At 33.2% G+C, this 26,531-nt stretch carries 24 protein-coding genes; 10 read left to right on the top strand and 14 right to left on the bottom strand.

Annotated features, from left to right (window positions below; all coding sequences use genetic code 11):
• Window positions 1–54: 54 nt before the first annotated feature.
• Both NBRC110019_RS14575 and NBRC110019_RS14570 read right to left on the bottom strand, forming a co-directional pair.
• The gene (locus tag NBRC110019_RS14575) at window positions 55–621 is read right to left on the bottom strand and encodes an RNA polymerase sigma factor (protein ID WP_281756071.1); all 567 of its coding nucleotides are present in this window, start codon (window positions 619–621) and stop codon (window positions 55–57) included.
• A gap of 136 nt (window positions 622–757) precedes the next feature.
• A complete protein-coding gene (locus tag NBRC110019_RS14570; RefSeq protein WP_281756070.1) occupies window positions 758–1,606 on the bottom strand; it encodes a CvfB family protein in 849 nt (282 codons plus the stop codon).
• A 198-nt stretch (window positions 1,607–1,804) separates the two neighbouring features.
• Here NBRC110019_RS14570 and NBRC110019_RS14565 point away from each other — a divergent pair, with 198 nt between their 5' ends.
• Window positions 1,805–2,224, top strand: coding sequence for a hypothetical protein (locus NBRC110019_RS14565; protein ID WP_281756068.1), 420 nt, complete (start codon window positions 1,805–1,807; stop codon window positions 2,222–2,224).
• On the opposite strand, the gene menD is transcribed toward NBRC110019_RS14565, so the two are convergent.
• Entirely contained in the window at window positions 2,204–3,961 is a 1,758-nt protein-coding gene (menD, locus tag NBRC110019_RS14560) for a 2-succinyl-5-enolpyruvyl-6-hydroxy-3-cyclohexene-1-carboxylic-acid synthase (protein ID WP_281756066.1), read from the bottom strand. The genes NBRC110019_RS14565 and menD overlap by 21 nt on opposite strands.
• 372 nt (window positions 3,962–4,333) lie before the next feature.
• On the opposite strand from menD, the gene NBRC110019_RS14555 reads away from it, so the two are divergent.
• From NBRC110019_RS14555 to NBRC110019_RS14540, 4 genes are all read left to right on the top strand, one after another.
• Window positions 4,334–5,473 carry a vWA domain-containing protein gene (locus tag NBRC110019_RS14555; RefSeq protein ID WP_281756063.1) on the top strand — a complete coding sequence of 380 codons (1,140 nt, stop codon included), beginning with the start codon at window positions 4,334–4,336 and terminating at the stop codon, window positions 5,471–5,473.
• 3 nt (window positions 5,474–5,476) lie between these two features.
• A complete protein-coding gene (locus tag NBRC110019_RS14550) occupies window positions 5,477–6,940 on the top strand; it encodes a MoxR family ATPase (protein ID WP_281756062.1) in 1,464 nt (487 codons plus the stop codon).
• A gap of 40 nt (window positions 6,941–6,980) precedes the next feature.
• Window positions 6,981–7,304 carry a YbaB/EbfC family nucleoid-associated protein gene (locus tag NBRC110019_RS14545; RefSeq protein ID WP_281756061.1) on the top strand — a complete coding sequence of 108 codons (324 nt, stop codon included), beginning with the start codon at window positions 6,981–6,983 and terminating at the stop codon, window positions 7,302–7,304.
• A 342-nt stretch (window positions 7,305–7,646) separates the two neighbouring features.
• Entirely contained in the window at window positions 7,647–7,946 is a 300-nt protein-coding gene (locus NBRC110019_RS14540; RefSeq protein WP_281756059.1) for a YegP family protein, read from the top strand.
• Between the two features lie 45 nt (window positions 7,947–7,991).
• Here the strand turns inward: NBRC110019_RS14540 and NBRC110019_RS14535 are convergent, their stop codons facing one another.
• On the bottom strand, window positions 7,992–9,023 hold the full coding sequence (locus tag NBRC110019_RS14535; RefSeq protein ID WP_281756058.1) for a threonine aldolase family protein: 1,032 nt from the start codon (window positions 9,021–9,023) through the stop codon (window positions 7,992–7,994).
• A 213-nt stretch (window positions 9,024–9,236) separates the two neighbouring features.
• Between NBRC110019_RS14535 and NBRC110019_RS14530 the strand changes: the two genes are divergently transcribed.
• From NBRC110019_RS14530 to prfB, 4 genes are all read left to right on the top strand, one after another.
• Entirely contained in the window at window positions 9,237–10,703 is a 1,467-nt protein-coding gene (locus NBRC110019_RS14530; protein ID WP_281756057.1) for a circularly permuted type 2 ATP-grasp protein, read from the top strand.
• Window positions 10,704–10,713: 10 nt separating this feature from the next.
• A complete protein-coding gene (locus tag NBRC110019_RS14525) occupies window positions 10,714–11,658 on the top strand; it encodes an alpha-E domain-containing protein (protein ID WP_281756056.1) in 945 nt (314 codons plus the stop codon).
• Window positions 11,659–11,711: 53 nt separating this feature from the next.
• Complete coding sequence (locus NBRC110019_RS14520) at window positions 11,712–12,563, top strand: transglutaminase-like domain-containing protein (RefSeq protein WP_281756055.1); 852 nt, start codon at window positions 11,712–11,714, stop codon at window positions 12,561–12,563.
• 62 nt (window positions 12,564–12,625) lie between these two features.
• Window positions 12,626–13,727, top strand: a protein-coding gene (prfB, locus tag NBRC110019_RS14515; protein ID WP_281756054.1) for a peptide chain release factor 2 whose coding sequence is annotated in 2 segments (ribosomal slippage) — window positions 12,626–12,688 and window positions 12,690–13,727 — 1,101 coding nt in all. Because the reading frame shifts where the segments join, the coding sequence is not laid out codon by codon here.
• 191 nt (window positions 13,728–13,918) lie between these two features.
• Here prfB and NBRC110019_RS14510 read toward each other — a convergent pair.
• Window positions 13,919–14,053 carry a BsuBI/PstI family type II restriction endonuclease gene (locus NBRC110019_RS14510; RefSeq protein ID WP_281756053.1) on the bottom strand — a complete coding sequence of 45 codons (135 nt, stop codon included), beginning with the start codon at window positions 14,051–14,053 and terminating at the stop codon, window positions 13,919–13,921.
• 18 nt (window positions 14,054–14,071) lie between these two features.
• On the opposite strand from NBRC110019_RS14510, the gene arsC reads away from it, so the two are divergent.
• On the top strand, window positions 14,072–14,413 hold the full coding sequence (gene arsC / locus NBRC110019_RS14505) for an arsenate reductase (glutaredoxin) (RefSeq protein ID WP_281756052.1): 342 nt from the start codon (window positions 14,072–14,074) through the stop codon (window positions 14,411–14,413).
• Between the two features lie 53 nt (window positions 14,414–14,466).
• Here arsC and acs read toward each other — a convergent pair whose 3' ends face one another.
• The 9 genes from acs to NBRC110019_RS14460 all read right to left on the bottom strand — a co-directional run bounded on the left by acs (window position 14,467) and on the right by NBRC110019_RS14460 (window position 25,690).
• Window positions 14,467–16,374, bottom strand: a complete 1,908-nt coding sequence (acs, locus tag NBRC110019_RS14500) for an acetate--CoA ligase (RefSeq protein ID WP_281756051.1) — start codon at window positions 16,372–16,374, stop codon at window positions 14,467–14,469.
• 14 nt (window positions 16,375–16,388) lie between these two features.
• Window positions 16,389–18,281 carry an acetate--CoA ligase gene (locus tag NBRC110019_RS14495; protein WP_281756050.1) on the bottom strand — a complete coding sequence of 631 codons (1,893 nt, stop codon included), beginning with the start codon at window positions 18,279–18,281 and terminating at the stop codon, window positions 16,389–16,391.
• Window positions 18,278–18,502: a hypothetical protein gene (locus tag NBRC110019_RS14490; RefSeq protein WP_281756048.1), complete on the bottom strand. Its 225-nt coding sequence runs from the start codon at window positions 18,500–18,502 to the stop codon at window positions 18,278–18,280. Before NBRC110019_RS14490 ends, NBRC110019_RS14495 begins: the two co-directional genes overlap by 4 nt.
• A 51-nt stretch (window positions 18,503–18,553) precedes the next feature.
• Window positions 18,554–18,916, bottom strand: coding sequence for a response regulator transcription factor (locus tag NBRC110019_RS14485; protein ID WP_281756046.1), 363 nt, complete (start codon window positions 18,914–18,916; stop codon window positions 18,554–18,556).
• On the bottom strand, window positions 18,913–21,609 hold the full coding sequence (locus tag NBRC110019_RS14480; RefSeq protein ID WP_281756044.1) for a sodium:solute symporter family transporter: 2,697 nt from the start codon (window positions 21,607–21,609) through the stop codon (window positions 18,913–18,915). Before NBRC110019_RS14480 ends, NBRC110019_RS14485 begins: the two co-directional genes overlap by 4 nt.
• Before the next feature lie 252 nt (window positions 21,610–21,861).
• Window positions 21,862–23,637: a sodium:solute symporter family protein gene (locus NBRC110019_RS14475; protein ID WP_281756043.1), complete on the bottom strand. Its 1,776-nt coding sequence runs from the start codon at window positions 23,635–23,637 to the stop codon at window positions 21,862–21,864.
• Window positions 23,638–23,667: 30 nt separating this feature from the next.
• Entirely contained in the window at window positions 23,668–23,925 is a 258-nt protein-coding gene (locus tag NBRC110019_RS14470; protein ID WP_281756042.1) for a DUF4212 domain-containing protein, read from the bottom strand.
• A 16-nt stretch (window positions 23,926–23,941) separates the two neighbouring features.
• A complete protein-coding gene (locus NBRC110019_RS14465) occupies window positions 23,942–25,156 on the bottom strand; it encodes a hypothetical protein (RefSeq protein ID WP_281756041.1) in 1,215 nt (404 codons plus the stop codon).
• Window positions 25,157–25,270: 114 nt separating this feature from the next.
• Window positions 25,271–25,690 carry an IS1/IS1595 family N-terminal zinc-binding domain-containing protein gene (locus NBRC110019_RS14460; protein ID WP_281756039.1) on the bottom strand — a complete coding sequence of 140 codons (420 nt, stop codon included), beginning with the start codon at window positions 25,688–25,690 and terminating at the stop codon, window positions 25,271–25,273.
• Window positions 25,691–26,531: the final 841 nt, after the last annotated feature.

Raw genomic sequence — 26,531 nt, 5'->3', positions numbered from 1 at the left:
CCGAAGAAGCAAAAAAGTACTATCCGTAGATATTATGATAACATTAAGTGTATATTATTGTAATGTTTTGTAGAACTCAAACAGCACTAACAATACAGAGACATCTTTTAATTCTGTTCGTAATTGTTTAATAGCAGCCCCTAATTGATTTTTAACTGTTTGTGGAGATATGTTTAATTGCTCGGCTATTTGCTCTATATTCAGCCCTTGAATTTTATTAAGAAGTAGAATGTTTTTTCGTTTTTCAGGGAGTTTTTCTATTGCCCCATACAAAATCTCATATATCGGGCTATCTTCTGTAAAATTCATTTCGGTTAAGTAAGCTTCAAAATTTTCTTCAAGATACTCAGTATCTATTTTTCGTTTATTGTAATAAGTATATACCTGAAACTTGGTTGCCTGAAATAAATAACTATCTAAATTACTAACCTTTAGTGAAGCTCTTTTTTCCCATATATATACAAACACATCCTGAACAATTTGCTGAGAAATCTCTTTATCTCCATTAGAGATACGGTAGGCAAAAGCATATAACTTTTCCCAGTAGCTTTTATATAGAAGATTAAAAGCCGTTACATTCCCATTACTTATTTGTTCAAGAAGAAAAAGGTTAGACTGCATATAATTTAGGTTATTAAGGGGCTACCAAAATAACCTAAATACCTAATTAAGTGAAAAATAAAAAATTATCCTTTTGTAAAATTATTTCAACAACCTGTTTTATCGATTAACACCAAAATCAATTTTACTGAGCAATCTAAGCTTGGGTATTAAGTAAATAAATCCCATTTTCTTTTATCTCTATTATTTTAAGCTTGTATAGGTAACCTATTGATTTTTTAAAAGACTTTTTACTCATTCCTAAAATAGCTTCAATATCTTCTGGGGTACTTTTATCATGTAGTCCTAAAAAACTATTATTACGTTTTAAAAACTCTAAAACTTTTTGAGAAGAAGGTTCTATATTCTTATAACCAAGTTGTTGAAAAGAAACATCTATTTTATGGTCTTCACGTATTTTTTTAATAACTCCCCTACGCTTTTCTCCTAATGATAAATCTTCAAAAATCTCGTTATTATAAACTAACCCCTTATGTTTCTGATTTATAATAACCTCAACTCCCAAATCTGTAAATCGAGAGACAATTAAATCTACCTCATCAAGTTTTTCTATGGTAAGCTCTTCATTAGAAATAAAATTATTGGTTTTACTAGACCCAACTAATCTACCAGAGGTTTCATCTAGATATAAATATACTACATACCATTTTCCTTCCACCATTTTTCTGGCTTGCTCTCTAAACGGTACAAACAGATGCTTTTCTAATCCCCAATCTAAAAAGGCTCCTATTTCTGTTACTTGAATTACCTTAAGCAAGGCAAAACTATTTAAAACTACAAATGGCTCTAAAGTAGTAGCCACGGGTCTTTCTTCATGGTCAAGGTAGCAAAATACCTCTAACACATCTCCTATCTCAAAAGTCTCCGGAACATACTTATTAGGTAGTAATATTTGTTGCTCTTCATTATTAATATCTCCTAAATATAAACCTACCGATGTATCTCTTAAAATTGGTAATTTATTATAAACCCCAAGTTGAATCATTTCTATAAATTTTATGCAAATATATGTTAAAAGAATATAGCTAAGCTACTATAGCAAAACTTGACTATAATAAACATATAAACAGACGGAAAACTCCTTTAATCGAATACATTATTTCTTTATACTATAAAATTAGGCTATTATATATATTTGTTTCTCCAAAACAAAAAGTCTAATCAATTTATATTATGTGGGAATATGTTAAAAGCGAGATTAGGGAACGACTTTTGTGGTGCCTTTCATGATAAGTACGAAACGGACATGGGCACTTTCTATTTCTTTGAAAAATACGTAATTACGGAATTTAACGAAGGAGTAACTGTTAACTTTGAAAACTGCAAAGAGCTTTGCTTTTTAATTGATAAGTTTTATGGTGAGAATAAAAGTTTTGGCGTAATTTCTAACAGGGTGTATTCATACTCCGTATTTCCAACAGACTATTTGATTTTAAGAAAAATGCATCTTAATTTAAAATGCATTGCCGTTGTTAACTACAAGAAAAATGATTTGTTAAGTTTTGAATCTGAACAAATTGAAAAAATCGTTTGCCCTAGACCTTTTCAGTCGTTCACCAATATTAAAGATGCCCGCAAGTGGCTATATAGCATTGTTTACTAAATATTTAAAATAATTTAAAAGTACTGTGTCATTCTCTAGCCTTGGTGTAAACACTTCCACAATAACAGGTTTATTTCTGATTTCATTTTTATACGTTTCTTCTAGAGCTTGTGTTACCTCTTCATTTGATGTTGCCTTTACATAAGTAAATCCATACATAGCAGCTAAATGAGAAGCTTCATTTTTATGAATGGTCTCAAAATAGGTCTCAAATTCAGTTGTATTTTTATCTCCAGGTAAAATTCTAAAAATGCCGCCACCTCCATTATTTATAACAATTATAGTAAGATTGTCAGGTACGTAATGATTCCACAATCCGTTACTATCATATAAAAAACTCAGATCCCCTGTTATTAATGTAGTTGGTATTTTACTATTTACCGAAGCCCCTACAGCTGTAGACGTGCTTCCGTCTATGCCACTAGTTCCCCTATTACAATATACAAGCCAATTTTCTTTAAGTTCAAACAACTGTGCATATCTAACGGTAGAGCTATTACTTAAATGTAATAATTGCGTATCGGGTAGCGCTTTAAAAATGTAATTATAAACAGAAAAATCTGAATAAGGTATTTCAGTTAAATAGTTTGCATGTGAAACTCTTCTTTGCTCCTGAATAGCTAGCCAATTAGTCCTGTAAGCACTAGTGATATTTTCTAATTGATTTTGAACATAACTAAAAAAAGAATTCACTGAAATTTTAAAATGTTCTGTTAAACAAAAGAACGTATCAAAGGCTTTTTTCTCATCAATATGAAAATGACTTTTGGGAGCATACGAACGTAAAAACTTTTTAATCTTTTTAGAAACCACCATCCCACCAAATGTAATTAGCATATCGGGTTGCAAGGCTTTCATATATTCCTCTGAAAATTCAACCGGAGCCAATACCTTGTCTATTCCCGGAAAGAAGTTAGAATGATGTAAATTTGAAGTTGTTTCAGTTAAAACCATAACCGATTCATCTGCTCCTAAAAACTCAATGATCTGCTTATCTAAACTATTTGGTTTTAACACTCCTACCAAAATAATCTTCCTTTCAGCGCTATTCCATGCTTTTATAAAATGAGCTAATGACTCCGAATTTATAACATCTTGCTGAAAAGGTATAGGGGACTCTTTAACCTGCACTAATAATTGCTCTGTCGTTTTGTAAAGAGGTTCTTCAAAAGGAACATTAATATGTACCGGTCCTTTTTCTATATAAGCTTTATGAATAGCTTTAGATATTTCCTCCTCATTATACAACTGCACTGTAGAAGCTACATCTATTAACGGTCGTTTCTGATGTTTTCCGTCTCCATGAATAGCCAATTCATAAGGTACATCTTCTTTTAAATTAGCAGAATATAAAATGTGATTTGCATACACATTCTCCTGTCTAATCGTTTGCCCGTCTCCAATATCTATTTTGCTAGCAGGTCTGTCTGCTGATATAACCACCAACGGAATATCACTATAAAAAGCTTCTGCAATTGCAGGATAATAATTTAATAAAGCAGAACCCGATGTACAAACCAATGCAACCGGAACACCTGTTTGCTGCGCTATACCCATAGCAAAAAAACCTGCTGAACGTTCATCTACAATACTATAACATTCAAAATAATCATCATGTGTAAAACCAATTGTTAATGGCGCGTTTCTGCTTCCGGGTGATATTACAACATGCTTAATTTGATTTGCCTTACACAGTTGAAGAATCGTTTGTGCTAATGGAATGGCAGGATATATCATGAAACTAACTAAGTCTAAAATTAATACACAAATGTACGTATTAATACATTCATTTTACGTTAATAAATTCCAAATGTATGCATGCAAAAAAGGAGATTTTTAATATTAGAATCTCTTTTAAAAACCTTATAAACATTTAAAAAACTATGCTAAGGGTTGCTATATATGTTAGGTTCACTATCTATAGTAATTACTTGTACGTTTACTTACGTACAAGCTTCACTTATTAAAGCTATTGACCTCTCTTCAAAAAAAGTTAGATTCTAAAACCATATGGTAATGGCATCTATAAAGCACATTTTAGCACTTATAACAAAACTTTAACCTTTTATACATTAAGTGACTTACAAGAATATTTAATACTTTTAAGGTATGGACAGTAGAAATAAAAATTATAGAAAAGGATTCGTTTTTACGAAATATGAAGCTCCGGAACAATCCATCTTTGAAAAGCTTCTGGAAATTTTCAAAGAACTTATTACCCATACTTCAGGTGATTTTGATGAAGCTATTAATTGGTTAAAAAATTTAGATGAAGAATACCAACTTACAACCCCTGAATATACCATTGAAGATTTTATTGAAGACCTAAAGAAAAAAGGGTATATAAGAGAAGAAGTTGAACCAGATGGTGAAGGAAGTGGAAGTGGAATTAGCATTACCGCAAAAACAGAGCAGGCTATTCGTAAACACGCGTTAAATCAAATATTTGGTAAACTTAAAAAAGGAGCTAAAGGAAGCCACAGAACTAATAGAACTGGTATAGGCGATGAACAAACAGGAGAATTTAGAGAATATCAATACGGAGATTCCCTTGAACGTATTTCCATGACGGAAAGTCTTAAAAATGCACAAATTAATCACGGCATGGACAGTTTCTATTTAGATGAAACCGATTTAGTGGTTGAAGAAACGAAATTTAAAGCGCAAATGAGCACCGTACTAATGATCGATTTAAGTCATAGTATGATACTTTATGGAGAAGACCGTATAACACCTGCTAAAAAAGTAGCCATGGCGTTAGCCGAACTAATTACCACAAGGTACCCAAAAGACACCTTAGACATTTTAGTTTTTGGTAACGATGCGTGGCCTGTTTCTATTAAAGAACTACCGTACTTACAGGTGGGTCCGTACCACACAAATACTGTTGCAGGGTTAAATTTAGCCATGGATATGTTGCGCCGTAAACGTAATACCAATAAACAAATATTTATGATTACCGATGGTAAACCTAGCTGTATTAAAGAACCTAACGGTGAATATTATAAAAACAGTATGGGGTTAGATTCGTATATTGTAGGACAATGCTATAATAAAGCAAGACAAGCCAGAAGGCTCCATATACCAATTACTACCTTTATGATAGCACAAGATCCCTACTTAATGAAATTTGTTAGAGAGTTTACACATGCCAATCAAGGAAAAGCCTTTTATACCGGCTTGGGTAACTTAGGTGAGATGATTTTTGAAGATTACGAAAAAAACAGAAAAAAAAGAATTAGAGGATAAACTATGAATATTGAAGCCATTACAACTTTAGGACATTTAAAAGAAACAAATTATAAAACCCAATCCGTAAAGGATGAATTACGAAATAACCTTATAACTAAAGTTAAACAAGGAGAACAGGTTTTCGCTGGTATTCACGGGTATGAAAATTCTGTGATACCCGAATTAGAAAGAGCAATTCTATCTAAACATAATATAAACTTACTTGGGTTACGGGGGCAGGCCAAAACAAGGCTTGCTAGATTAATGACCAATCTATTAGATGAATATATCCCTTATGTTAGCGGATCGGAAATACACGATGATCCTTTTAATCCCATTTCAAGATATGCGATGGAAACAATAGCTGAAAAAGGAGATAATACACCCATTTCTTGGTTGCATAGAGATGATAGATTCTATGAAAAATTGGCAACACCAGATGTTACTGTGGCAGACCTTATTGGGGATGTAGACCCTATTAAAGCTGCCAATTTAAAATTAAGTTATGCCGATGATAGAGTGATTCACTTTGGTATGATACCAAGAGCCAATAGATGTATTTTTGTCATAAACGAATTGCCCGATTTACAAGCTCGTATACAGGTAGCGCTATTTAATATATTACAAGAAGGTGATGTTCAAATAAGAGGATTTAAGATACGTTTATCATTAGATATACAATTTGTATTTACGGCAAATCCAGAGGATTATACTAACAGAGGTAGTATTGTTACCCCTTTAAAAGATCGTATTGGATCGCAAATATTAACACACTACCCTAAAACTATTGGTATTGCCAAAACCATTACTGCACAGGAAGCTCATTCAGATCAACGACAATCTGGTAACATTTATGTACCAGAATTAGCCAAAGACCTATTAGAACAGCTAGGGTTTGAAGCTAGAAATAGCGAATATATAGATGCGAAAAGTGGTGTTAGTGCTCGTATGAGTATTACTGCTTATGAAAACCTATTAAGTACAGCAGAAAGACGAGCATTACAAAATGGTGAAGATAAGACTATTGTAAGACTTTCTGATTTTATGGGGGTTATTCCTGCTATTACAGGAAAAGTAGAACTTGTGTATGAAGGAGAGCAAGAAGGTGCGGCAGAGGTAGCTATACAATTATTGGAAGCTTCTATTAAAACATTATTTCCAGATTATTTTCCAAGAATTGAAAAACTAGAAAAATCTAATAATGAATCTCCGTATGATGACATTATCAGTTGGTTTTTTGAAAATACCGATTTTGAGTTGTTGGATGACATAACAGATAAAGAATACCAACAAACTCTTGAAAAAATTTATCCTGTTAAAAAACTATTAGCTAATCATCAAAAGGATGTAACAGAAAATGACCGATATTTTCTCATGGAATTCGTATTATGGGGATTGGTAGCATTTAATAAACTAAGTAAACAACGCTTTAGTGACGGCTATCAGTTTAACGACCTATACGGAAATTATATCCGTGGATTATAAAAAGAGTTATTATTTTTGCATAAATTTTAAACGGTAAAACATGTTTGGAGACCTAATGGGTATGATGGGTAAACTTAAAGAAACCCAACAAAAAGTAGAAGAAACAAAAAAGAGATTAGACACCGTATTGGTAGACGAAAAATCTTCTGATGGTTTATTAAAAATAACCTTAACGGCTAACAGAACTATTAAATCTATAGATATAGATGAGAGCTTATTGGAAGATAAAGAACAGTTAGAAGATTATTTAATACTTACACTTAACAAAGCTATTCAAAAAGCAACTAGTGTAAATGAAACCGAATTAGCCGCGGTGGCTAAAGAAGGAATGCCTAATATTCCGGGAATGGATATGTTTTCATAAAACATTTAATACTATCATTCCGAAGAATGATTTAAAATAGAATATAAAAAAGAGTCAATTTAATGACTCTTTTTTTATACTTAACAGGACGTCACCTATTACATGTACAAGTAACAACCTAACTATAGTAATCTATATTGTTTCATCCTAAGCTGATGAAGAAAGTATTGAAAGTGCCGAAAGAATTTCTGATATTAAAGGGTATATTATAAAATATATTACCTCTGAAAAAATCACAGAACTCAAAGGTACTCATAATGATCTATATTTTTGAATTGTAATAATTTATATAGTATAAAACTATTTATGAATTTAGTATCTTTAAGAGAAAAACATCTAATTATGTTTAAAATTGATAAAACAATAGACCGCGTTTACTTTACGTTAAATGCCGAGCATGGAAAAATTCTTTTAACCAGTATTCCGTTTACAAACGAGGAAGATGCATTATTAGCTAGTAACTCTTGCTCCGAAATAATAAAGAAAAAATCAGGTATTGAACGTAAAACATCATCTAATGGTAAATTTCACTTCATTGTAAAAAATACGGATGGTACTATATTAGCTCAAAGCGAAGAATATACTTCAGAGGCAGGTATGCAAAACAATATTGAAGCTATTAGAAAACTTGCTTCAAAATAATAGCTAACAAACTACCAAAACTGCAGTCTGTTAGTTATTATTATTTTAGTTAAAAACAGTTTCTAACTTTTCTAATGTTTCCATTACATATTCGTGCATTTCTTGCGTGTAATCTAAATGGGTTACTATACGTAATTTAGTTCCCATAGGACTGATAAAAATAGAATGACTAGCAAGTAATTCCACTAACTTTTTATGATCCTCTTTCTTACTCAATTCAAAGATAACTATATTAGTCGCTACTGGTGTTACCGACTTCACAAACGGAAGATGCTGTAATAATTGTTCAAGCTCTTTGGCTCTTCTATGATCATCTGCTAACCTGTTTATGTTATTATCTAAAGCATAAATTCCGGCAGCCGTCAGGTATCCAATCTGTCGCATAGCACCACCTAACATCTTTCTAACACGAAGTGCTCTATGAATATACGCAGCTTTACCAACTAAAACAGACCCAACCGGGCAACCTAAACCTTTACTTAAACAAACCGAAATACTATCAAAAACTTCCCCGTACTGGGTTGCTCTTTCGTTTTTAGCCACCAAAGCATTCCATAGTCGGGCTCCATCTAAATGTAGTTTTAAACCATGCGCATTACAAACCTCTTTTATTTTCAAAATTTCACTAAAATCATAACACGTACCTCCTCCTCTATTGGCAGTATTTTCAAGAGATACCAAGGTAGTCATCGGACTATGAAAAGATTCGGGATCATTAATTACCGTATCCACCTGAGCAGCTGTAATAGTACCTCTATCACCATCTATTAACCTACAAGAAACACCACTATTAAAACTTACACCACCCGATTCATAATGATATATATGCGAATCTTTATCACAAATTAACTGATCTCCGGGCTGTGTATGTAATTTTATACTCGTTTGGTTAGCCATGGTTCCACTAGGAAAAAACATGGCAGCTTCCATACCAAACATACTAGCTACTTTTTCTTCCAATTCAATGGTTGTTGGGTCTTCTCTATACATATCATCACCAACCTTTGCATCCATCATTATTTTTAACATTTCAGGAGTTGGTTTGGTAATCGTATCACTTAGTAAATTAACTTTCATTTTGAAATCTATTTGTAGTTATTAAAGGGAATGTGTTTCAAAACAGAAACGCAAAGTAAAAATAAATTAAAACACGAAATTTAAAATTACAGATATTTCACAAAATAGAAGCATGATTTTACTTTACATATAACACAATTTAAACGTTAAATAATTATCATTATTTGATATGATTTCTCTAATTAATCACATATTTTAGAACAAAATAACTAAATGACTAAAAACACACTAAACCCCATTTTTTCATCTTATGACAAAATTCAGAGTTTATACGACGAAATCTTTGATGAAAATAGTGATGTAAGAGAGGTATACAAAAAGCTTTTTGAGTTATACAGTGGGCTTTCAATAGATGACTACGGCAATTTAAATGAAATGGCCAAAGCTTCTTTCTTTAATCAAGGAATCACCTTTCAGGTATATAGCGATACCAAAGCGCAAGAAAAGATTTTTCCTTTTGACTTGTTTCCTAGAATTATTGATCACGATGAATGGGATACTATTGAAAAAGGGGTACTACAACGTTCTAAAGCGTTAAACCTTTTCTTACACGATGTATACCACGATAAAAAAATAATAAAAGATGGTATTGTTCCTATTGAAATGATTAGTTCTTCTTCTAATTATCTTCAATCTATGATGGATATAGATCCTCCAGGAGGTATTTACAATCACATTTCAGGGACCGATCTTATAAAACATTCCGATGGTAAATATTATGTACTAGAAGATAATATAAGATGTCCTTCTGGTGTTAGTTATGTAATGTGTAACCGAGGTGCTTTAAAAAAAGCTTTATTCGGAGTTTTTAATCATTACGATATTCATTCGGTTACAGACTATGCCGAAAATTTACTGGAGATTTTAGAAAGTGTTAAACCGCATGGGGTAGATGTTCCTACTGCTGTGGTAATTACTCCAGGTATTTATAATTCTGCTTACTACGAGCACTCTTATTTAGCTAAAACCATTGGTATTGAATTAGTAGAAGGACGTGATCTTTTTGTAGAGAACGACTTTGTTTACATGAAAACCATTTTAGGATCAAAAAGAGTGGATATTATTTATCGCAGAATAGACGATACATTTTTAGACCCGTTGGAGTTTAAACAAGATTCTGCCATTGGGGTTCCCGGGTTGTTTGCTGCTTATAAAAAAGGAAATGTAACTATTGTAAATGCTCCGGGCACAGGTGTTGCCGATGACAAAGCTATTTATACCTATATGCCCGAAATTATAAGATACTACCTTGGCGAAGAACCTATTTTAAACAATGTACATACCTACCATTGCAGCAAAGAAGATGATTTAAAATATGTGTTAGAAAATGTAAATGAGTTAGTAGTAAAACCAGTGGATGAAGCTGGCGGTTATGGTATTTCTATAGGGAATCGACTAACCAAAGAAGAAATTGAAACCTTAAAAGAAACTATTAAAAAAGAGCCTCGTAAGTATATAGCACAGCCTATAATGTCATTATCGGTACATGCTACCTATATAGAAGACACAAACTCTTTTGAACAACGTCATGTAGATTTAAGAACATTTACATTATTAGGAAATCAAAAAGATTTTGTACTTAGAGGAGGTTTAACCCGTGTGGCTCTCAAAAAAGGAAATTTAATTGTGAACTCTTCTCAGGGAGGTGGTTCTAAAGACACATGGATTCTAAAAAAATAAAAACACATTTATGTTAGCCAGAGTTGCCAATAATTTATTTTGGATGGGACGCTATATTGAAAGAGCCGAACATACCGCTAGATATTTAAAAGTTAACTATTTTTCATCTCTTGATGCTCCTAATAAACTTTCACAATCCCGACAATTTGTATTGCAATCTGTTTACCAAATGGTAGGTGAAACATCTTTTACATCACTAACTCTTAAAGAAGAAGAAGTATTGTATAACGTAGGACTCAATTTAAACAAAACGTATTCCGTTTTAAACAGTATAAAACTAGCCCGCGAAAATGCTAATAGCTCCAGAGACCTGGTTTCTACAGAGTTTTATGAATCTATTAATAAATTTTATCATTTTGCAATGAACTACTCTAATGATAAGTTTGTTAAAAACGGGTTATATGATTTTACCACTTCGGTAACAGAACACACCTCCATTTTGCGTGGAAAAATAAGAGGTACGTTATTACATGATGAGATTTATGCCCTGATTATGTTGGGTATTAATATTGAAAGAGCTACTCAAATTACACGTATTATTAAAACAAAGTTTGATGATGCCAACAAAGCAATAGGTGGCTATGCTAATCCAATTAAAAACAGTTATGAGTGGACTACCTTATTGAAGTGTACAGAATCATATGATATGATGCGTAGATATTACAAAAAGTCGCCTACTCAGCTTACTACCTTAGAGTTTCTTATTTTAAATGCCAAGTGTCCAAGATCTGTTATGAACAGTTTAAACCAGATATATAATAACATCTGTACTATTGATAATACAAAAGTGTTTAAGAAAGACACCTCAGCTTTTTTAATCGGAAAAATGAGAGCAGAATATGAGTTTAAAACTATTGAAGAAATACAACTTAATGTACACGATTTTATAGAGAAAACCTCTCAATTGCTTTTTAGTATAGGATTCAAACTAGAAAATGAATATTTCTATGTGTAGGCATGTCAAATATTTAGGGATTTATACTATTTTTGGCACGCCAAATTTTGAAAATGATATATGACTATACAATAAAATACAGGTCTGAAAATCATTATGAAACCCCTGTATTTGAAGCTTATTGGCAGTTTTTGGTGACACCGGAAAATAACGAAACCCAAGAACTCATTTCTGAAAATATTACAACCTCTGTTAATGCAAGAATAGAATCTTCTATTAACGGATTAGGATTTAACACGTCTAGAATACACTGCAAAAAGCCTTTTAAAGATATTATTTTTGAGGTAACGTTTAAGCTGACCAAAAAAGAAATCAATCCGTTTGATTTTACTCCGTCTTTAGACAATGCCTTAGATTACAAATTATTAGAAAGCTTACTGTTTAGAGTAGAGTTTGAAGCTTACTTAAAACAAACCAAGCTTACCACCTTACCAAACTTACCTGAAGAATTATTTCTTTTTGACAAAAGGGAATCTGTTTTTCAAAACTGTTTAAACCTTACCCATTGGATATTTGATTATGTCACTTTTACTACGGGAGTTACCACTACCGAAACTACGCTAAATACCATTATACAAAACAAGAAAGGTGTCTGTCAAGATTTCACACATTTAATGTGTGCTATTGCCCGTAGAAACAAGGTTCCGGCACGGTACGTTTCGGGCTATTTACACCAAGGAAATGGCTTTTTTGGCGACTCACAAATGCATGCATGGGTAGAACTTTACATTCCTAAAGTAGGATGGGTAGGATTTGATTGTACCAACAATCTATTGGCCAACCATAACCATATTAAGGTAGCGCATGGTAAAGATTATGACGATTGTCCGCCACTTAAAGGAATTGTATACTCTTCTGGTAATAACTTTACCAAATATACGGTTGAGGTAACGCATCAACAATAGGCTTTGCTATTTCTGCAAGGAAAAAATTTATACTACCTTTGAAAAAAATAATTGAATAATATATGATCACTACCGAACAAGTAAAAGATCTTGTGGAACGCCTTGGTGCGTTAAGGAGGTATCTTTGACATTGATGCCAAACGTATAGAAATACAAAACGAAGAAGAAAAAACCTTTGCTCCTGATTTTTGGGACAATCCTAAAAAAGCAGAAGTCATAATGCAAGCCTTGAGAGGTCTGAAAAAATGGGTGGAAGCTTATGAAAAAGCCAAAACATTGATAAGCGACCTTGAAGTGCTTTATGAATTTTATAAAGAAGGAGATGCCGAAGCTACCGATGTAGAAGAGCAATACCAAGCTACATCAGAACATATAGAAAACATAGAGTTTAGAAACATGCTATCGGAAGAAGGTGATAGTATGAGTGCTGTATTACAAATTACTGCAGGTGCCGGTGGTACCGAGAGTTGTGACTGGGCATCTATGCTCATGCGTATGTACTTAATGTGGAGCGAAAAAAACGGGTATAAAATAAAAGAACTTAACTATCAGGAAGGTGATGTTGCCGGTATTAAAACCGTAACACTCGAAATTGAAGGCGAGTTTGCTTTTGGATATTTGAAAGGCGAAAACGGTGTACACCGTTTGGTCCGTATCTCTCCATTTGACAGTAATGGTAAACGCCACACTTCATTTGCCTCTGTATATGTATACCCATTGGTAGATGATACCATTGAGATTAATATTAATCCGGCAGATATTGAGATTACTACAGCCCGTTCTAGTGGTGCAGGAGGACAAAATGTAAACAAGGTAGAAACCAAAGTACAGTTGGTACACAAACCTACCGGAATACAAATCTCATGTTCTGAAACGCGTTCGCAACATGATAATCGTGACCGTGCCATGCAAATGTTACGATCTCAGTTATACGAGATTGAGCTTAAAAAACGTCTGGAAGCCCGTGCCGATATTGAAGCTGGTAAAATGAAAATTGAATGGGGATCGCAAATACGTAACTACGTAATGCAGCCTTATAAACTAGTTAAAGATGTACGTACCGGAATTGAATCTACGGATGTAGACTCTGTAATGAATGGTAACATTGATGACTTCTTAAAAGGATTCCTAATGATGATGGGACAAAAAGAAGAGGAAACTTAGAAATAACAGAATAATCTTTATAAAAATTAAGCAGCCAATTGGCTGCTTTTTTATTTTCTAGTGTTTGTTATGTTAACGTTAACACTATGTAAGAGGTTGTAAGAATGAATATTCTATCATAGATACACTACTTCAAGAGTGAGAATAAAAAACAAGTTAGATAATTCTTTTACCTGAAAACATCAGTAAATCTATCTGGGACCTATAAATCTATCTCCGTTAAAATGAATCATATGACTTGGCATTTCGCAAATCCATATTTCAGTTTCCCAAGCTATTTGTGTAGGCTTCCCATAACAATCTAAATTAAAATTTATTATATTCATTTTTTAAATCTAAAACCCATGATAACCATATACCACAACCCAAGATGCGGAAAATCTCGTGAAGGATTAAAAATAGTTGAAGAAAGTGGTGCTGAAGTAGAGGTAGTAAAATACTTAGACAACGTACCAAGCTTAGAAGAGCTAAAAAACATTATTAAATTACTAGGCATTACCCCAATGGAGTTGGTAAGAACCAAAGAAGCTATTTGGAAAGAAAACTACAAAGGCAAAACTTTTACCGATGATGAATTGATTAAAATAATGGTAGAAAACCCTAAATTAATTGAACGCCCTATTGTTATTAATGGTACCAAAGCAGTAGTAGGCAGACCACCTGAAAAAATTAAAGACATTCTATAAAAAAACAAAGGCGCTTTATAAAAAGCGCCTTTGTCAAACTAACTAACATAACATTATAGAGAATTATCCATAATTTCTTGAACAACTTCAGGATTTAGTAATGTACTAGTATCTCCTAAGTTACTTGTATCTTTACTTGCAATTTTACGCAAAATTCTTCTCATAATTTTACCAGAACGTGTTTTTGGTAATCCCGATACAAATTGAATCTTATCTAATTTAGCTATAGGTCCAATTCTATCTGAGATTTGCTGGTTAATCTCTTTGCTTAAGTTCTCTAGGTTTCTGGTTTCACCATATTCTTTTAAGATTACATAACCATACAATGCATTACCTTTCACATCATGTGGGAATCCAACAATAGCAGATTCTGCAACTGCTGGGTGTTCGTTAATAGCATCCTCAATTGGTGCTGTACCCAAGTTATGACCAGAAACAATAATTACATCATCTACCCTACCGGTAATTCTATAATATCCAACTTCGTCTCTCATAGCACCATCACCCGTAAAATATTTGTTTTCGTAAGCAGAGAAATACGTATCTCTATAACGCTCATGGTCTCCCCAAATAGTACGTGCCATAGATGGCCAAGGGTATTTTATACATAATCTTCCCTCTACCTGATTTCCTTTCATTTCTTTTCCGCTTTCATCCATTAAGGATGGCTGAATACCAATAAATGGCAACGTAGCATAGGTTGGTTTGGTGGGTGTTACAAATGGTATTGGCGAAATCATGATACCTCCAGTTTCTGTTTGCCACCAAGTATCTACAATCGGACTCTTATTTTTACCAATATTATCATTATACCAGTGCCAAGCTTCTTCGTTAATAGGCTCACCAACAGACCCAAGTACTTTTAACGAGGTTAAATCGCACTTCTCTACATATTCAATATTCTCTTTAGCCAAGGCTCTAATAGCCGTTGGAGCCGTATATAAATGTGTAATTTTATGTTTATCTACAATCTCCCAAAATCTACTAAAATCAGGGTAACTTGGTACACCTTCAAACATTACAGTGGTAGCTCCGTTAGCCAACGGACCATAAACTATATAGCTGTGCCCTGTAATCCATCCAATATCCGCTGTACACCAATATATATCTCCATCATTATATTGAAATATATTCTTAAACGTATACGCTGTATACACCATATATCCTGCCGTAGTATGTACCATCCCTTTTGGTCTACCTGTAGACCCCGAAGTATATAAAATAAATAAAGGGTCTTCTGCTTTCATTGTAACTACCTCACAAGTACTGTCGGCTGCATCTAATAAAGGCTGTAACCATTTATCTCTTCCTTCTTTTAATACTACCTTATTCTTTGTTCTTTCAACCAATAAAACCGTTTCTATAGTTTCACAAGATTCCAGAGCTTCATCTACAATTGATTTAAGATCTAATTTCTTAGCCCCTCTATAAGACCCGTCGGAAGTAATTACCATTTTACAAGCAGCGTCATTTATTCTAGTAGCCAAGGCTTTTGAAGAAAACCCAGCAAATACTACAGAATGTACCGCTCCTATACGTGCACAAGCTAATAAGGCAATAGCTAGTTCAGGAATCATAGGTAAATAGATACATACTCTATCTCCTTTTTCTATCCCATTATCTTTAAGCACATTTGCCATTTTACAAACTTTTTCATGTAATTGCTTGTACGTAATATGTTGTGCTTCTTCATCCGGACTATTAGGTTCAAATAAAATGGCGGTATGATCCCCATGAGTACGCAAATGACGGTCTAAACAGTTTTCTGTAATGTTTAACTCAGCTCCTTCAAACCATTTCACCTCTGGTTTAGAAAAATCCCAGGACAATACATTATCCCATCTTTTTCTCCATAAAAAATGTTCTTCAGCTACTTCTTGCCAAAAGTGTTCAGGATCTCTGACCGACTTTCGATATACTTGAAAATATTCTTCTAAATGTTTAATATGATAATTACTCATGTTGTTGTCTTAAATTAATTAATGCCTACTTTATGTGTTGTAAATGCCAGTTTAATTTCGTTAATTATATTAGGATCATCTATAGTAGATGGTATAGAAAATTCTTTATCATCTGCGATGCTTCTTAAAAGTTTACGCAAAATTTTACCGGATCTGGTTTTTGGTAATCGTTCTACAATTAATACTAATTTTAATGATGCTACCGCTCCAATATGAGCTCTCACATCTTTTACAATTTCTTCCTGAATTACAGACTCAGCAAGCATATTGTCTGATTTTGTTACAGCAAGTGCTAAAGGTATTTGTCCTTTTAAATCATCGTGTACGCCTATTACAGCACACTCTGCAACAGACGGATGAGCAGCTACTACCTCTTCCATTTCAGCAGTAGACAATCTATGCCCGGCTACGTTAATAATATCATCAACACGCCCTGTTATAAATACATAGCCATCTTCATCTATATATCCACCATCTCCAGAGAAATAATATCCTTTAAATGGTGCTAAATAACCGTCACGGAAACGATCAGGATTGCCCCAAATGTTTCGTAATGTTCCGGGTGGCAATGGAAGTTTTACTGCTACATACCCCTCAGTACTAGCATCAACCTCCTGTCCTTCATCATTTAAAATCTGGATATCATATCCGCAAACAGGAAATGTAGCCGAACCAGGTTTTACAGGAACCAACTCTACCCCTGCCATATTAGAAAGCATTGGCCATCCCGATTCTGTTTGCCACCAATGATCTATAACCGGTACCCCTATGTGTTGTTGTACCCAGCTTAAGGTAGCAACGTCACAACGTTCACCTGCTAAAAACTGATAGCGTAAACAAGATAAGTCATAGTTTTTAATTAAACTACCCTGCGGATCTTCTTTTTTAATAGCTCTAATAGCCGTTGGAGCGGTGAACATAACACTTACACTATGTTCACTTATCACTCTCCAAAAAGTAGAAGCATCCGGTGTTCTAATCGGTTTACCCTCAAAAATTACCGTCATATTTCTATTCACTAATGGACCATACACAATGTAACTATGCCCTACAACCCATCCTACATCACTTGCTGCCCAAAACACTTCGTCTTGCTCTACTCCATAAATATATTTCATAGAGAATTTAAGTGCAGTTGCATACCCTCCGGTATCTCTAATAATCCCTTTAGGTTTTCCTGTGGTACCAGAAGTATACAGAATGTATAACGGATGCGTAGATGGCAATGAAATAGGAGAAGCCATATCTGCCGTCCGTACTAAAGACTTATAATCTAAATCATATTCTTTGTCTGGAACATCGGCTCCTAAATGTCTTTTGTACACTACAACGTTTTCTGGTTTGTGTTTAGAAAGTTCTATTGCCTTGTCTACATAAGGTTTGTAAGGTATAATTCTATCGACCTCTATACCACTAGAAGCCGTTAAAATTATTTTGGGTTTACAATCGTCAATACGTATAGCCAACTCATGCGGAGCAAAGCCTCCAAACACAACCGAATGTACTACACCAATACGTGCACAAGCTAACATAGAAAAAAGTGCTTGAGGAATCATTGGCATGTAAATAATGGCCGTATCTCCTTTTTCTAAACCAAGTTTTTTAAGTGCGCCAGCCAATCTACCAACTTCCGACTTCATATCGTTATAGGTGTATTTTTTCTTGGTATTAGTTACAGGAGAATCGTAGATAATTGCTACCTGATCTCCATAACCATCCTGAACATGCTTATCAATACATAAATAACTCATATTAAGCTTTCCATCGGAAAACCACTGGTCGTAGTTATATGAATCTTTAGACAAAATGGTACTAGGAAAATCGTACCAAGTTAATTCAGATGCTTGCTCTTTCCAAAATGCCTCAGGATTAGCTATACTCCTATTGTAGAAATTTTTGTAATTCATGATTTGGATTTTTTAGGAGTGAACAATCCAAACCAATTCGGATTTAAAAAGCGAAGCTTTATTAAAACCCAAAGAATTACAACAAAAGATAATCCTATAATTATAGATGTAACGGGGTCTACAGCCGTCTCATTTTCATACTTCAAACGAAGCAATAGAGTGGCTGCTACGTAGATACTTATTACAATATCTGAAGCTAACGAACCTAATCTGAATTTCATATTAAACTAACTTAAATTAAACACTGGTTTATTTTGCACACAAAACCAATCTTAATTTAGTAGTTCATTTATATCAGAAACAATTTTCTTTATTGAAAAAGGTTTGGTAATATATTTAACGGCACCCAGCGTTAAACCTTTCTCTATGTCAGATGCTTTATTTTTAGCTGAAAGAAAAACTACTTTTGTATCATTAAGCTTTTCTTCCAAACGAATTCTCTTTAATGTTTCATAACCATCAACCTCGGGCATCATTATATCTAACAATACCAAATCAGGAATATTGGTTTTAAGTATTTCAAGAGCCTCACTACCATCTCTGGCAATAAACACCTCAAAGTTATTCCTTTTTAGTGTATATTCCAAAGACATCACAATATTTGGCTCGTCGTCTACTATTAATATTTTCTTCATCTTGGAAGTTTAACTACAAAATTAGCACCTTTTTCAACAAATTCATAAGCCCAAATAGATCCACCGTGACTTTCTACAATATGTTTACAGATAGCTAAACCAAAACCACTACCCAGCGGCTTCTTTGTATTTTGATTTTTCGATTGATAAAACTTATCAAATATATAATTAAAATCTTCTTTAGGAATACCTTTTCCATTATCTTCTACATAAATTAACACATACTCTGGAAAATTTTCTAAATAGATTTTTATTTCTCCTGTACTTTCATCTACAAATTTAATTGCATTTGAAAGTAAGTTAATGAAAACCTGAATTATTCGGTCTTCATCATATTTTAAACTCATAGGAGGAACAACATTAAAAATAGTAACTTTTTTACAATTTACCTCGGCTGTTACAAAATGAATTGCTTCTTCTATCGTTTTTAATATATCATATTCCTTTATAACTAACTGTTCTCTTCCCGATGATAACTTTTCTACATCTAATATATTATGTATTAATTTAGACAGTCGTTCGGTATCTTCTACTATGTTATTAAGAAACCTTTCTCGCATCTCTAATGACATTTCATCATCATCAATTAATATCTCAGCAGATGCTTTTATAGCAGTTATAGGTGTTTTTAACTCATGTGACACCGTATCTAAAAACTCATCTTTCTGCTTATCCTGAAATATCAACTCTTCATTAGCCCGCTTTAAATCAGCTGTTAATCGTGTTAATTGTTCCGATTTATCTTTTAAAAACTGATTCGTTATAATAGTCTCTTTGCTTTCTTCTAAAATTTGTAATACTTCAGGTAAACTAACAGGTTCTTCTTTCACAACGTTACTAATGATAATCCTCGCTGAAGAACTACCAATACTACCAATTAATAATTTTTCAGAAAAGTTTACCAGTTTTGCATCAGCCATCACAGTATCCTTTGGTAAATCATATTTTTTGTAAAAAAGCTCTAAAGCTCTTTCAGTTTTACTTACCCCCAAAAATCGTTCCAAAATTCTTCTTAAATCCGATACATAGGCTTCTCCCTTCCAAACATAAGCTCCCTCTTGTAAATCACTATAGTTACTACTTCTTACAAACATTTCAGCATAATTACGCTCACGATAATTACCACTCCCCATTAAAGAAAAAGACAAATAGGCTGCTACATTAAAAAACATGCTCCAAAAAAAAGCGTGTGCTATTGGATTTAAAAAGTCAATTCCAAAAAGCTGATAAGGTCTTAACAAACCAATCCCAAACGGACCTTCTTCTACAAAACTATTGGTATTGAAAAAACCATTTAAAATAAGAGGAAGAATCAATGAGTAAAAAGTCACTACTAAACCTATAATAATTCCTGCCTTTGCTCCTCTTGCCGCTCCTCTGTTCCAATATAAACCAATAAAGAATGATGGTGCTAGCTGCGCAATAATTACGAACGAAATATACCCAATAGAAAATAAAGATAACTCTCTAGAAAAATTCACATAAAATAAATAGGCTGCTATAATCAAAGAAAAAACAGAAAACCTTCTTATATTTTTTATGTATTTATTATTTCTTTCGGTTTCAGTATTTCTAAACACTTCTAAATACCCATAAGGTATAATAACATTGTTACTAAGCATTGTAGAAAGTGCTATTGTAGAAACCACTACCATAGATATTACTGCTGAAAAACCACCTAAAAAAACCAATAGAGAAAGTACTATATTTCCATTTTTTAAGGGTAATAATATGGTGTAATAATCAGGATTTGCAGTATCTCCGATAGATAAATTTCCGCCCCAGGCAATAAAAATAACAAACAAGTTAAATAACAAAAGGTATAAAGGAAAAAGCCATATAACGTATTTCAAATAACGTTCTCTATCATTTTCTACTACCATCATCTGAAACTGCCTTGGTAATAAAAAAACTGCCACAAACGAAATGACCGTCATGTAAAACCAATTAAAGCCACCATAAACATCGGGGAATGTAGTTAGTGTATCTACATCTTTAAATTGTGATATCTGATTATAAATATCTTCAGTGCCATCAAAAATAAAAAACGTAACATATACTCCGATAATTAAGAAAAATAACAACTTAATAATAGACTCAAATGCTACGGTAGTAACAATACCAATATGTTTATCAGTTGTATCAGCAGTTTGAGTTCCAAAAAATGAAGCAAAAATAGCTAGCAAAACAGCTATATAAAAAGTAGAATCAGTAAAAATACTTTCTGATCCCGTTAAAATTTTACCAGAAGAACTATCTAGGGTTATAATTTCATAGGTTTCAGATATTGCTTTTAACTGCAAAGAAATATAAGGCAGTATTGCTATAAGACAGGTAATAGTAACAAGTGCACCAATAAATCTGTTATTACCATACCTTAATGAAATAAAATCTGCTATTGAGGCTACTCTTTGATGCTTTGATATACGCATAATTTTTCTGAGTAACACAATAAATATTGGTGAAGCAATAACTGGTCCTAAATAGGTGGGTAAAAACTCTGCACCCGATGTAGAAGCAACTCCTACACTACCATAATACGTCCATGCAGAACAAAAAACACCTAAAGAAAGCGTATAAACAATTGGGTTATTAATCCATTTACTTTTTGAGTTTTTTTCTGCCCAAAAAGCAATAAAAAAAAGCATTACTAAGTAAAAAATAATAATGGTTATTAAAACATAATTATTCATAATGCCTTTTAATTATTACAAACGAAACAACTATTGATACAATCCAAAGCGAAAATATACCTATAAATAAATAAGGTATCCCAAAAACTGCACCTTCTTTATTGTAAATCAATATAAGAGGTACGTTTAACAAAAGTGCAATTATTAATGCAAGTACTACTAATTTCTGTGCATGGCGCTTTTTCATAAGATAAAGATATGAAAAAACAGTGTTGCTTTCGCAACACTGTTTCAGACCAACAAATACAAATGCTAGTGAGAATGTGCCTCACCTGCTCCACTAGGGATTCTAATATTTTCTACTATATCTTGAACATGTTGAGGTGTTGGTTTAGTTAATCTTGAAACCACTAAAGAAACTACAACGTTTACGCACATTGCAATGGTTCCAAAACCTTCTGGAGACGTTCCAAACCACCATTCACTGGCAGGTCTAGGCTCCATAACACCGATTAACCCTGTTTTGAAACGTATCATATAAAACAACATTAACCCAATACCAATAACCATTCCTGAAATGGCTCCTTCCTTATTCATTCGTTTATCAAAAACTCCTAAAACAATGGCTGGAAAGAATGATGCCGCCCCTAAACCAAAGGCCAATGCTACCACAGCGGCAACAAAGCCTGGAGGATAAATTCCAAATAAACCAGCAACTATAATAGCTATAAAAATTGAAATTCTTGCAGCTAATAACTCTCCTTTTTCAGAAATATTTGGTTTCAGTTGTTTTTTGATAAGATCATGTGAAACCGAAGTAGAGATTACTAATAGTAATCCTGCGGCAGTAGATAAAGCTGCTGCTAATCCCCCGGCTGCTACCAAGCCAATAACCCAGTTTGGTAAATTTGCAATTTCGGGATTTGCTAACACCATAATATCTCTATCTACATATAACTCATTCTCTGCCGTACTCGCATTGGCTAGTACACGCTCACCGTACTTTCCTCTTTCTTTAGTAAATACAGGTGTCTTTCCATCTAAAGCTGAACCTGCCACATACTGTATTTTACCGTCGTTATTCTTATCTTTCCAACCTATCAATCCTGTATTTTCCCAGTTTTTAAACCAAACAGGCATAGATGTGTATTCTTTATCTCTAACAGTTTCAATTAAATTGGTTCTTGCAAAAACCGATACTGCCGGAGCTGTTGTATATAAAAAGGCGATAAATAAAAGAGCTAAACCAGCCGATTTTCTTGCATCCTTAACCTTAGGAACGGTAAAGAAACGAACAATTACGTGTGGCAATCCAGCGGTACCAGTCATTAACGCAAGTGTAATGGCAAAAACATCCCAAGTAGATTTAGACCCGTCTGTATATTCTTTAAATCCTAATTGTGTGTGTAAATTATCTAATTTTTCCAACAGATAGGTACCGTCTTGTACTTTTCCTCCCATTCCAATTTGCGGAATAGGGTTACCTGTCATTTGTAATGAAATAAATATTGCAGGCACAAGGAAAGCAAACATTAATACACAATATTGAGCTACCTGAGTATATGTAATTCCTTTCATTCCTCCCAAAAGGCTAAATACAAGTACTACAGCCATACCAATAATAACACCTAGGTTAATATCCACTTGTAAAAATTGAGAAAATACTATTCCAACTCCTCTCATCTGACCAGCCACATAAGTAAACGAAACTAATAACGCACAAATAACAGCCACTGTACGTGCAGTATTAGAATAATAACGATCTCCAATAAAGGCTGGCACTGTAAATTTCCCGAATTTTCTTAAATAAGGTGCTAAAAGTAACGCCAAGAGTACATAACCTCCGGTCCATCCCATTAAAAATACCGAACCATCATACCCCATAAAAGAGATTAATCCGGCCATTGAGATAAATGACGCAGCACTCATCCAGTCTGCAGCAGTAGCCATACCATTGGCCAATGGAGAAACTCCTCCTCCTGCTACATAAAAATCTTTTGTTGAACCCGCACGAGCCCAAATAGCAATTCCAAAATATAGGGTAAAAGTAATCCCTACTAACAACCATGTCCAAAATTGTACACTCATAATAATATTTTTTTAGGTTTTAAGTAAGGGTTATTCGTCAAACCCATATTTTTCATCAAGTTTATTCATTAAACGTACGTATACAAAAATTAAGATTACGAATACGTAAATAGATCCTTGCTGGGCAAACCAGAAACCTAATTTAAACCCTCCAAATTGAATTTTGTTTAGAGCATCTTTAAATAAAATACCTGCTCCATAGGAAGATAAAAACCAAATAACTAATAAAATTGTTAGATACTTTAGGTTTTCCTTCCAGTATGCCATAGCTTTTTGCTTGTCAGTCATAATGTTAGTTTAAAGTTTATAAGTAAATCATTGCTTGTAAGGTAAGCGTACCTCTTGTAGTTTCTCCAAACTTTTGGTTTTGGTATTCTAAAGTAAGTTTAGAGTTATTTCCGCTTAAATAGGCATTAGCGCCAATTCCGAAAACATTTCTGTTATCATCAACTGCATCATAACTATTTGAAGCATACGTAAAATAAGGTTGAAAACGTGTTTTCTCAACATCACCAGGAATCACATACCCAAGATGCCCGTAAAGCATACTACCTGTACCATAAGCACTATACAAGTAGTTAGCACCATAATCGTTAGTCTGATATGTTGCATAAGCTGTTAAGGCACTTCCTTTTTCTCCTATTGGAGTATCATAGAATGCATCAACTGCAAAAATTTGAACATCTTCTCCTTTCAATTCTGTACCGTCTAAAATTACAGAACCCTTTGGATGTAAAAAGAAACCAGCTCCTACATTGAAAACTTTTTTACTCCCAAGATAGGTTCCTACCTTAAATGGTAAGAAGTTAGATTCCTGATCTAAAAATTGAAAATCAAAATATCCAGAATACGTTTTACCGGCATCCTTAGACCCTAATAATCTATTACCACCATATACTGCAACGTCTGCCATCGCATCGCGAGTATCTAAACCTGTGGTAATAGCATCATTAATAGATACACGGTACTGTAAACGATCAAATTTACCTTTGGCAAAAACACCTATGTGCCTAGCAAACTGATCAGACAATCCTAGAGTAGACCAAGATTGACGGTTATTATCAAGACTCATCATATTTAAGGTACTCTGATTGTTTAATCTTGAAATACCATTAAAATAATGCAATCCTCCACCTACTACATGGTCAGTAGCAATAGTATATTGTGCCCATACATCGTGAAAAAATAACTGCGATCCTTCAGATTTACCTGTTGGACTCATTGTAGAGCTATTTAAAGAGTTTAAACCAAAATGAGTAAGTATTAAAAACTTCTCATTAATTTGGGCAAACATCAAAACCCTTGCCCGTCTTACCATAAAATTAGTGTTGCTCTGGTCTTCTGCAACGTCATCTGAATATACTCCCTGAAACTGTGCCCAAGAAATAATTCGAAGATATTTTTTACCATCATCTCCAAAGTTGACCTTCAAACCGCCTTTGTAATGCGGTGATGCTTGTGAGAATAATTGCGTTGAATACAGCGCAAGTACACCCATAAGAAGAAAAAGTTTCCTCATTGTGTAAAGTTTTAAATTGTACTACTATTAAAATTGATTTTGTGTGCAGTACGAACTTCACATAATTTTTGGATTAATAAAAAACTATTATATATTTTTGTTTATTTACTATATCTAGTCGCGAAAACGCTCCCATTTAATAAGCATAAACTTATCTCCTAGCTCTGTAATAATAACTCCAGCACCTTTTAAAACTGCGGGATCTTTAAAATAATTAGATAACTCAGAACCATTAATAATCTTATATGTAGGGTGATAATCAGAATTATAAGGCCTTTTAATATTATACTTTTTAACCCAATTCATTATTGTTACATGAGATATTCCAAGAATACGTTCTATCTCTCTATAGGTTAAACCTTCAAGATATAATTGTAAAGATTTATTTACGTAGTAGTCGTCTATCTGTTTTCCGAGCTTATTTACCGTAAAATAATAACTACATTTTTTACATTTGTATCGTTGTCTATCATTAACTATTCCGGCTTTAACAAACTGATTTGAGCCACAACTTGGACAAGCATTAATCTTCATATATAATATTTTTGCATAAATATAGTAAATTAGCTTAAAGTAGCAATATCTTTTATATAAATACTAATATACAAGCTTTATTTATACCATATGCTAAAAATTTACACTAATACTTTAACACATCGTCAACTAAAACGTTTTATATTATTTTATTACTCAGTTTTAATAAATTTATATAAAAACAATAAATAAATAAAAATCAGAAGTCTGTTATAATGATATTCAAATATAGAAAAGATGAATAAATCCATAAAATACGCTACCACATATAATGTATAAAAATGACTGTTATAGATATATTAAATAGTCTTTTATCAAAAATATAATAGCCTAATACTAAATAAACCCATTAAATTAAATCCATAAATAATTGGGATACGTCAAAACATCGTTACTGTCTTTTTAAATAACAGATAGAACCTATAGGCATTAATCATTAACGGTTAAAATCTCCAATCCTATGTTTTAAAGTATACATAGTATAAATAGTTACTCATAGCCTATATTTTGGATCAATCCCCCAACTTTTACGCTTGTGATCCGTATCTACTCTATAAAGCATCAAATGACTGGATAATAAGCCAACGTGAGCTATTTACATTACTCTTTGATTATATCCAGAGCTACAGAAAGCTTGCAATCTCTAGCTAAATTAATAGCATCCGCTTAACCTATAGCTGTATCTTAAATTGCTTTATAAATAGCAACACAAACACCTTTACAGGTTTTACAAACACGTAGTTTTATACAGATTAACTAAAATAGTTGCATAGTCCCGAACCTTTAGGAAGAATCCGGTATAATCCCTAGTTGTATATAGCTTAATTCTGAAGAGTTGTAT

This window comes from Neptunitalea chrysea, assembly GCF_027924145.1.
GTDB classification, from domain to species: domain Bacteria; phylum Bacteroidota; class Bacteroidia; order Flavobacteriales; family Flavobacteriaceae; genus Neptunitalea; species Neptunitalea chrysea.
The sequence above is the reverse complement of the archived record's forward strand: the minus strand, read 5'-3'. Positions and strand labels throughout refer to the sequence as shown.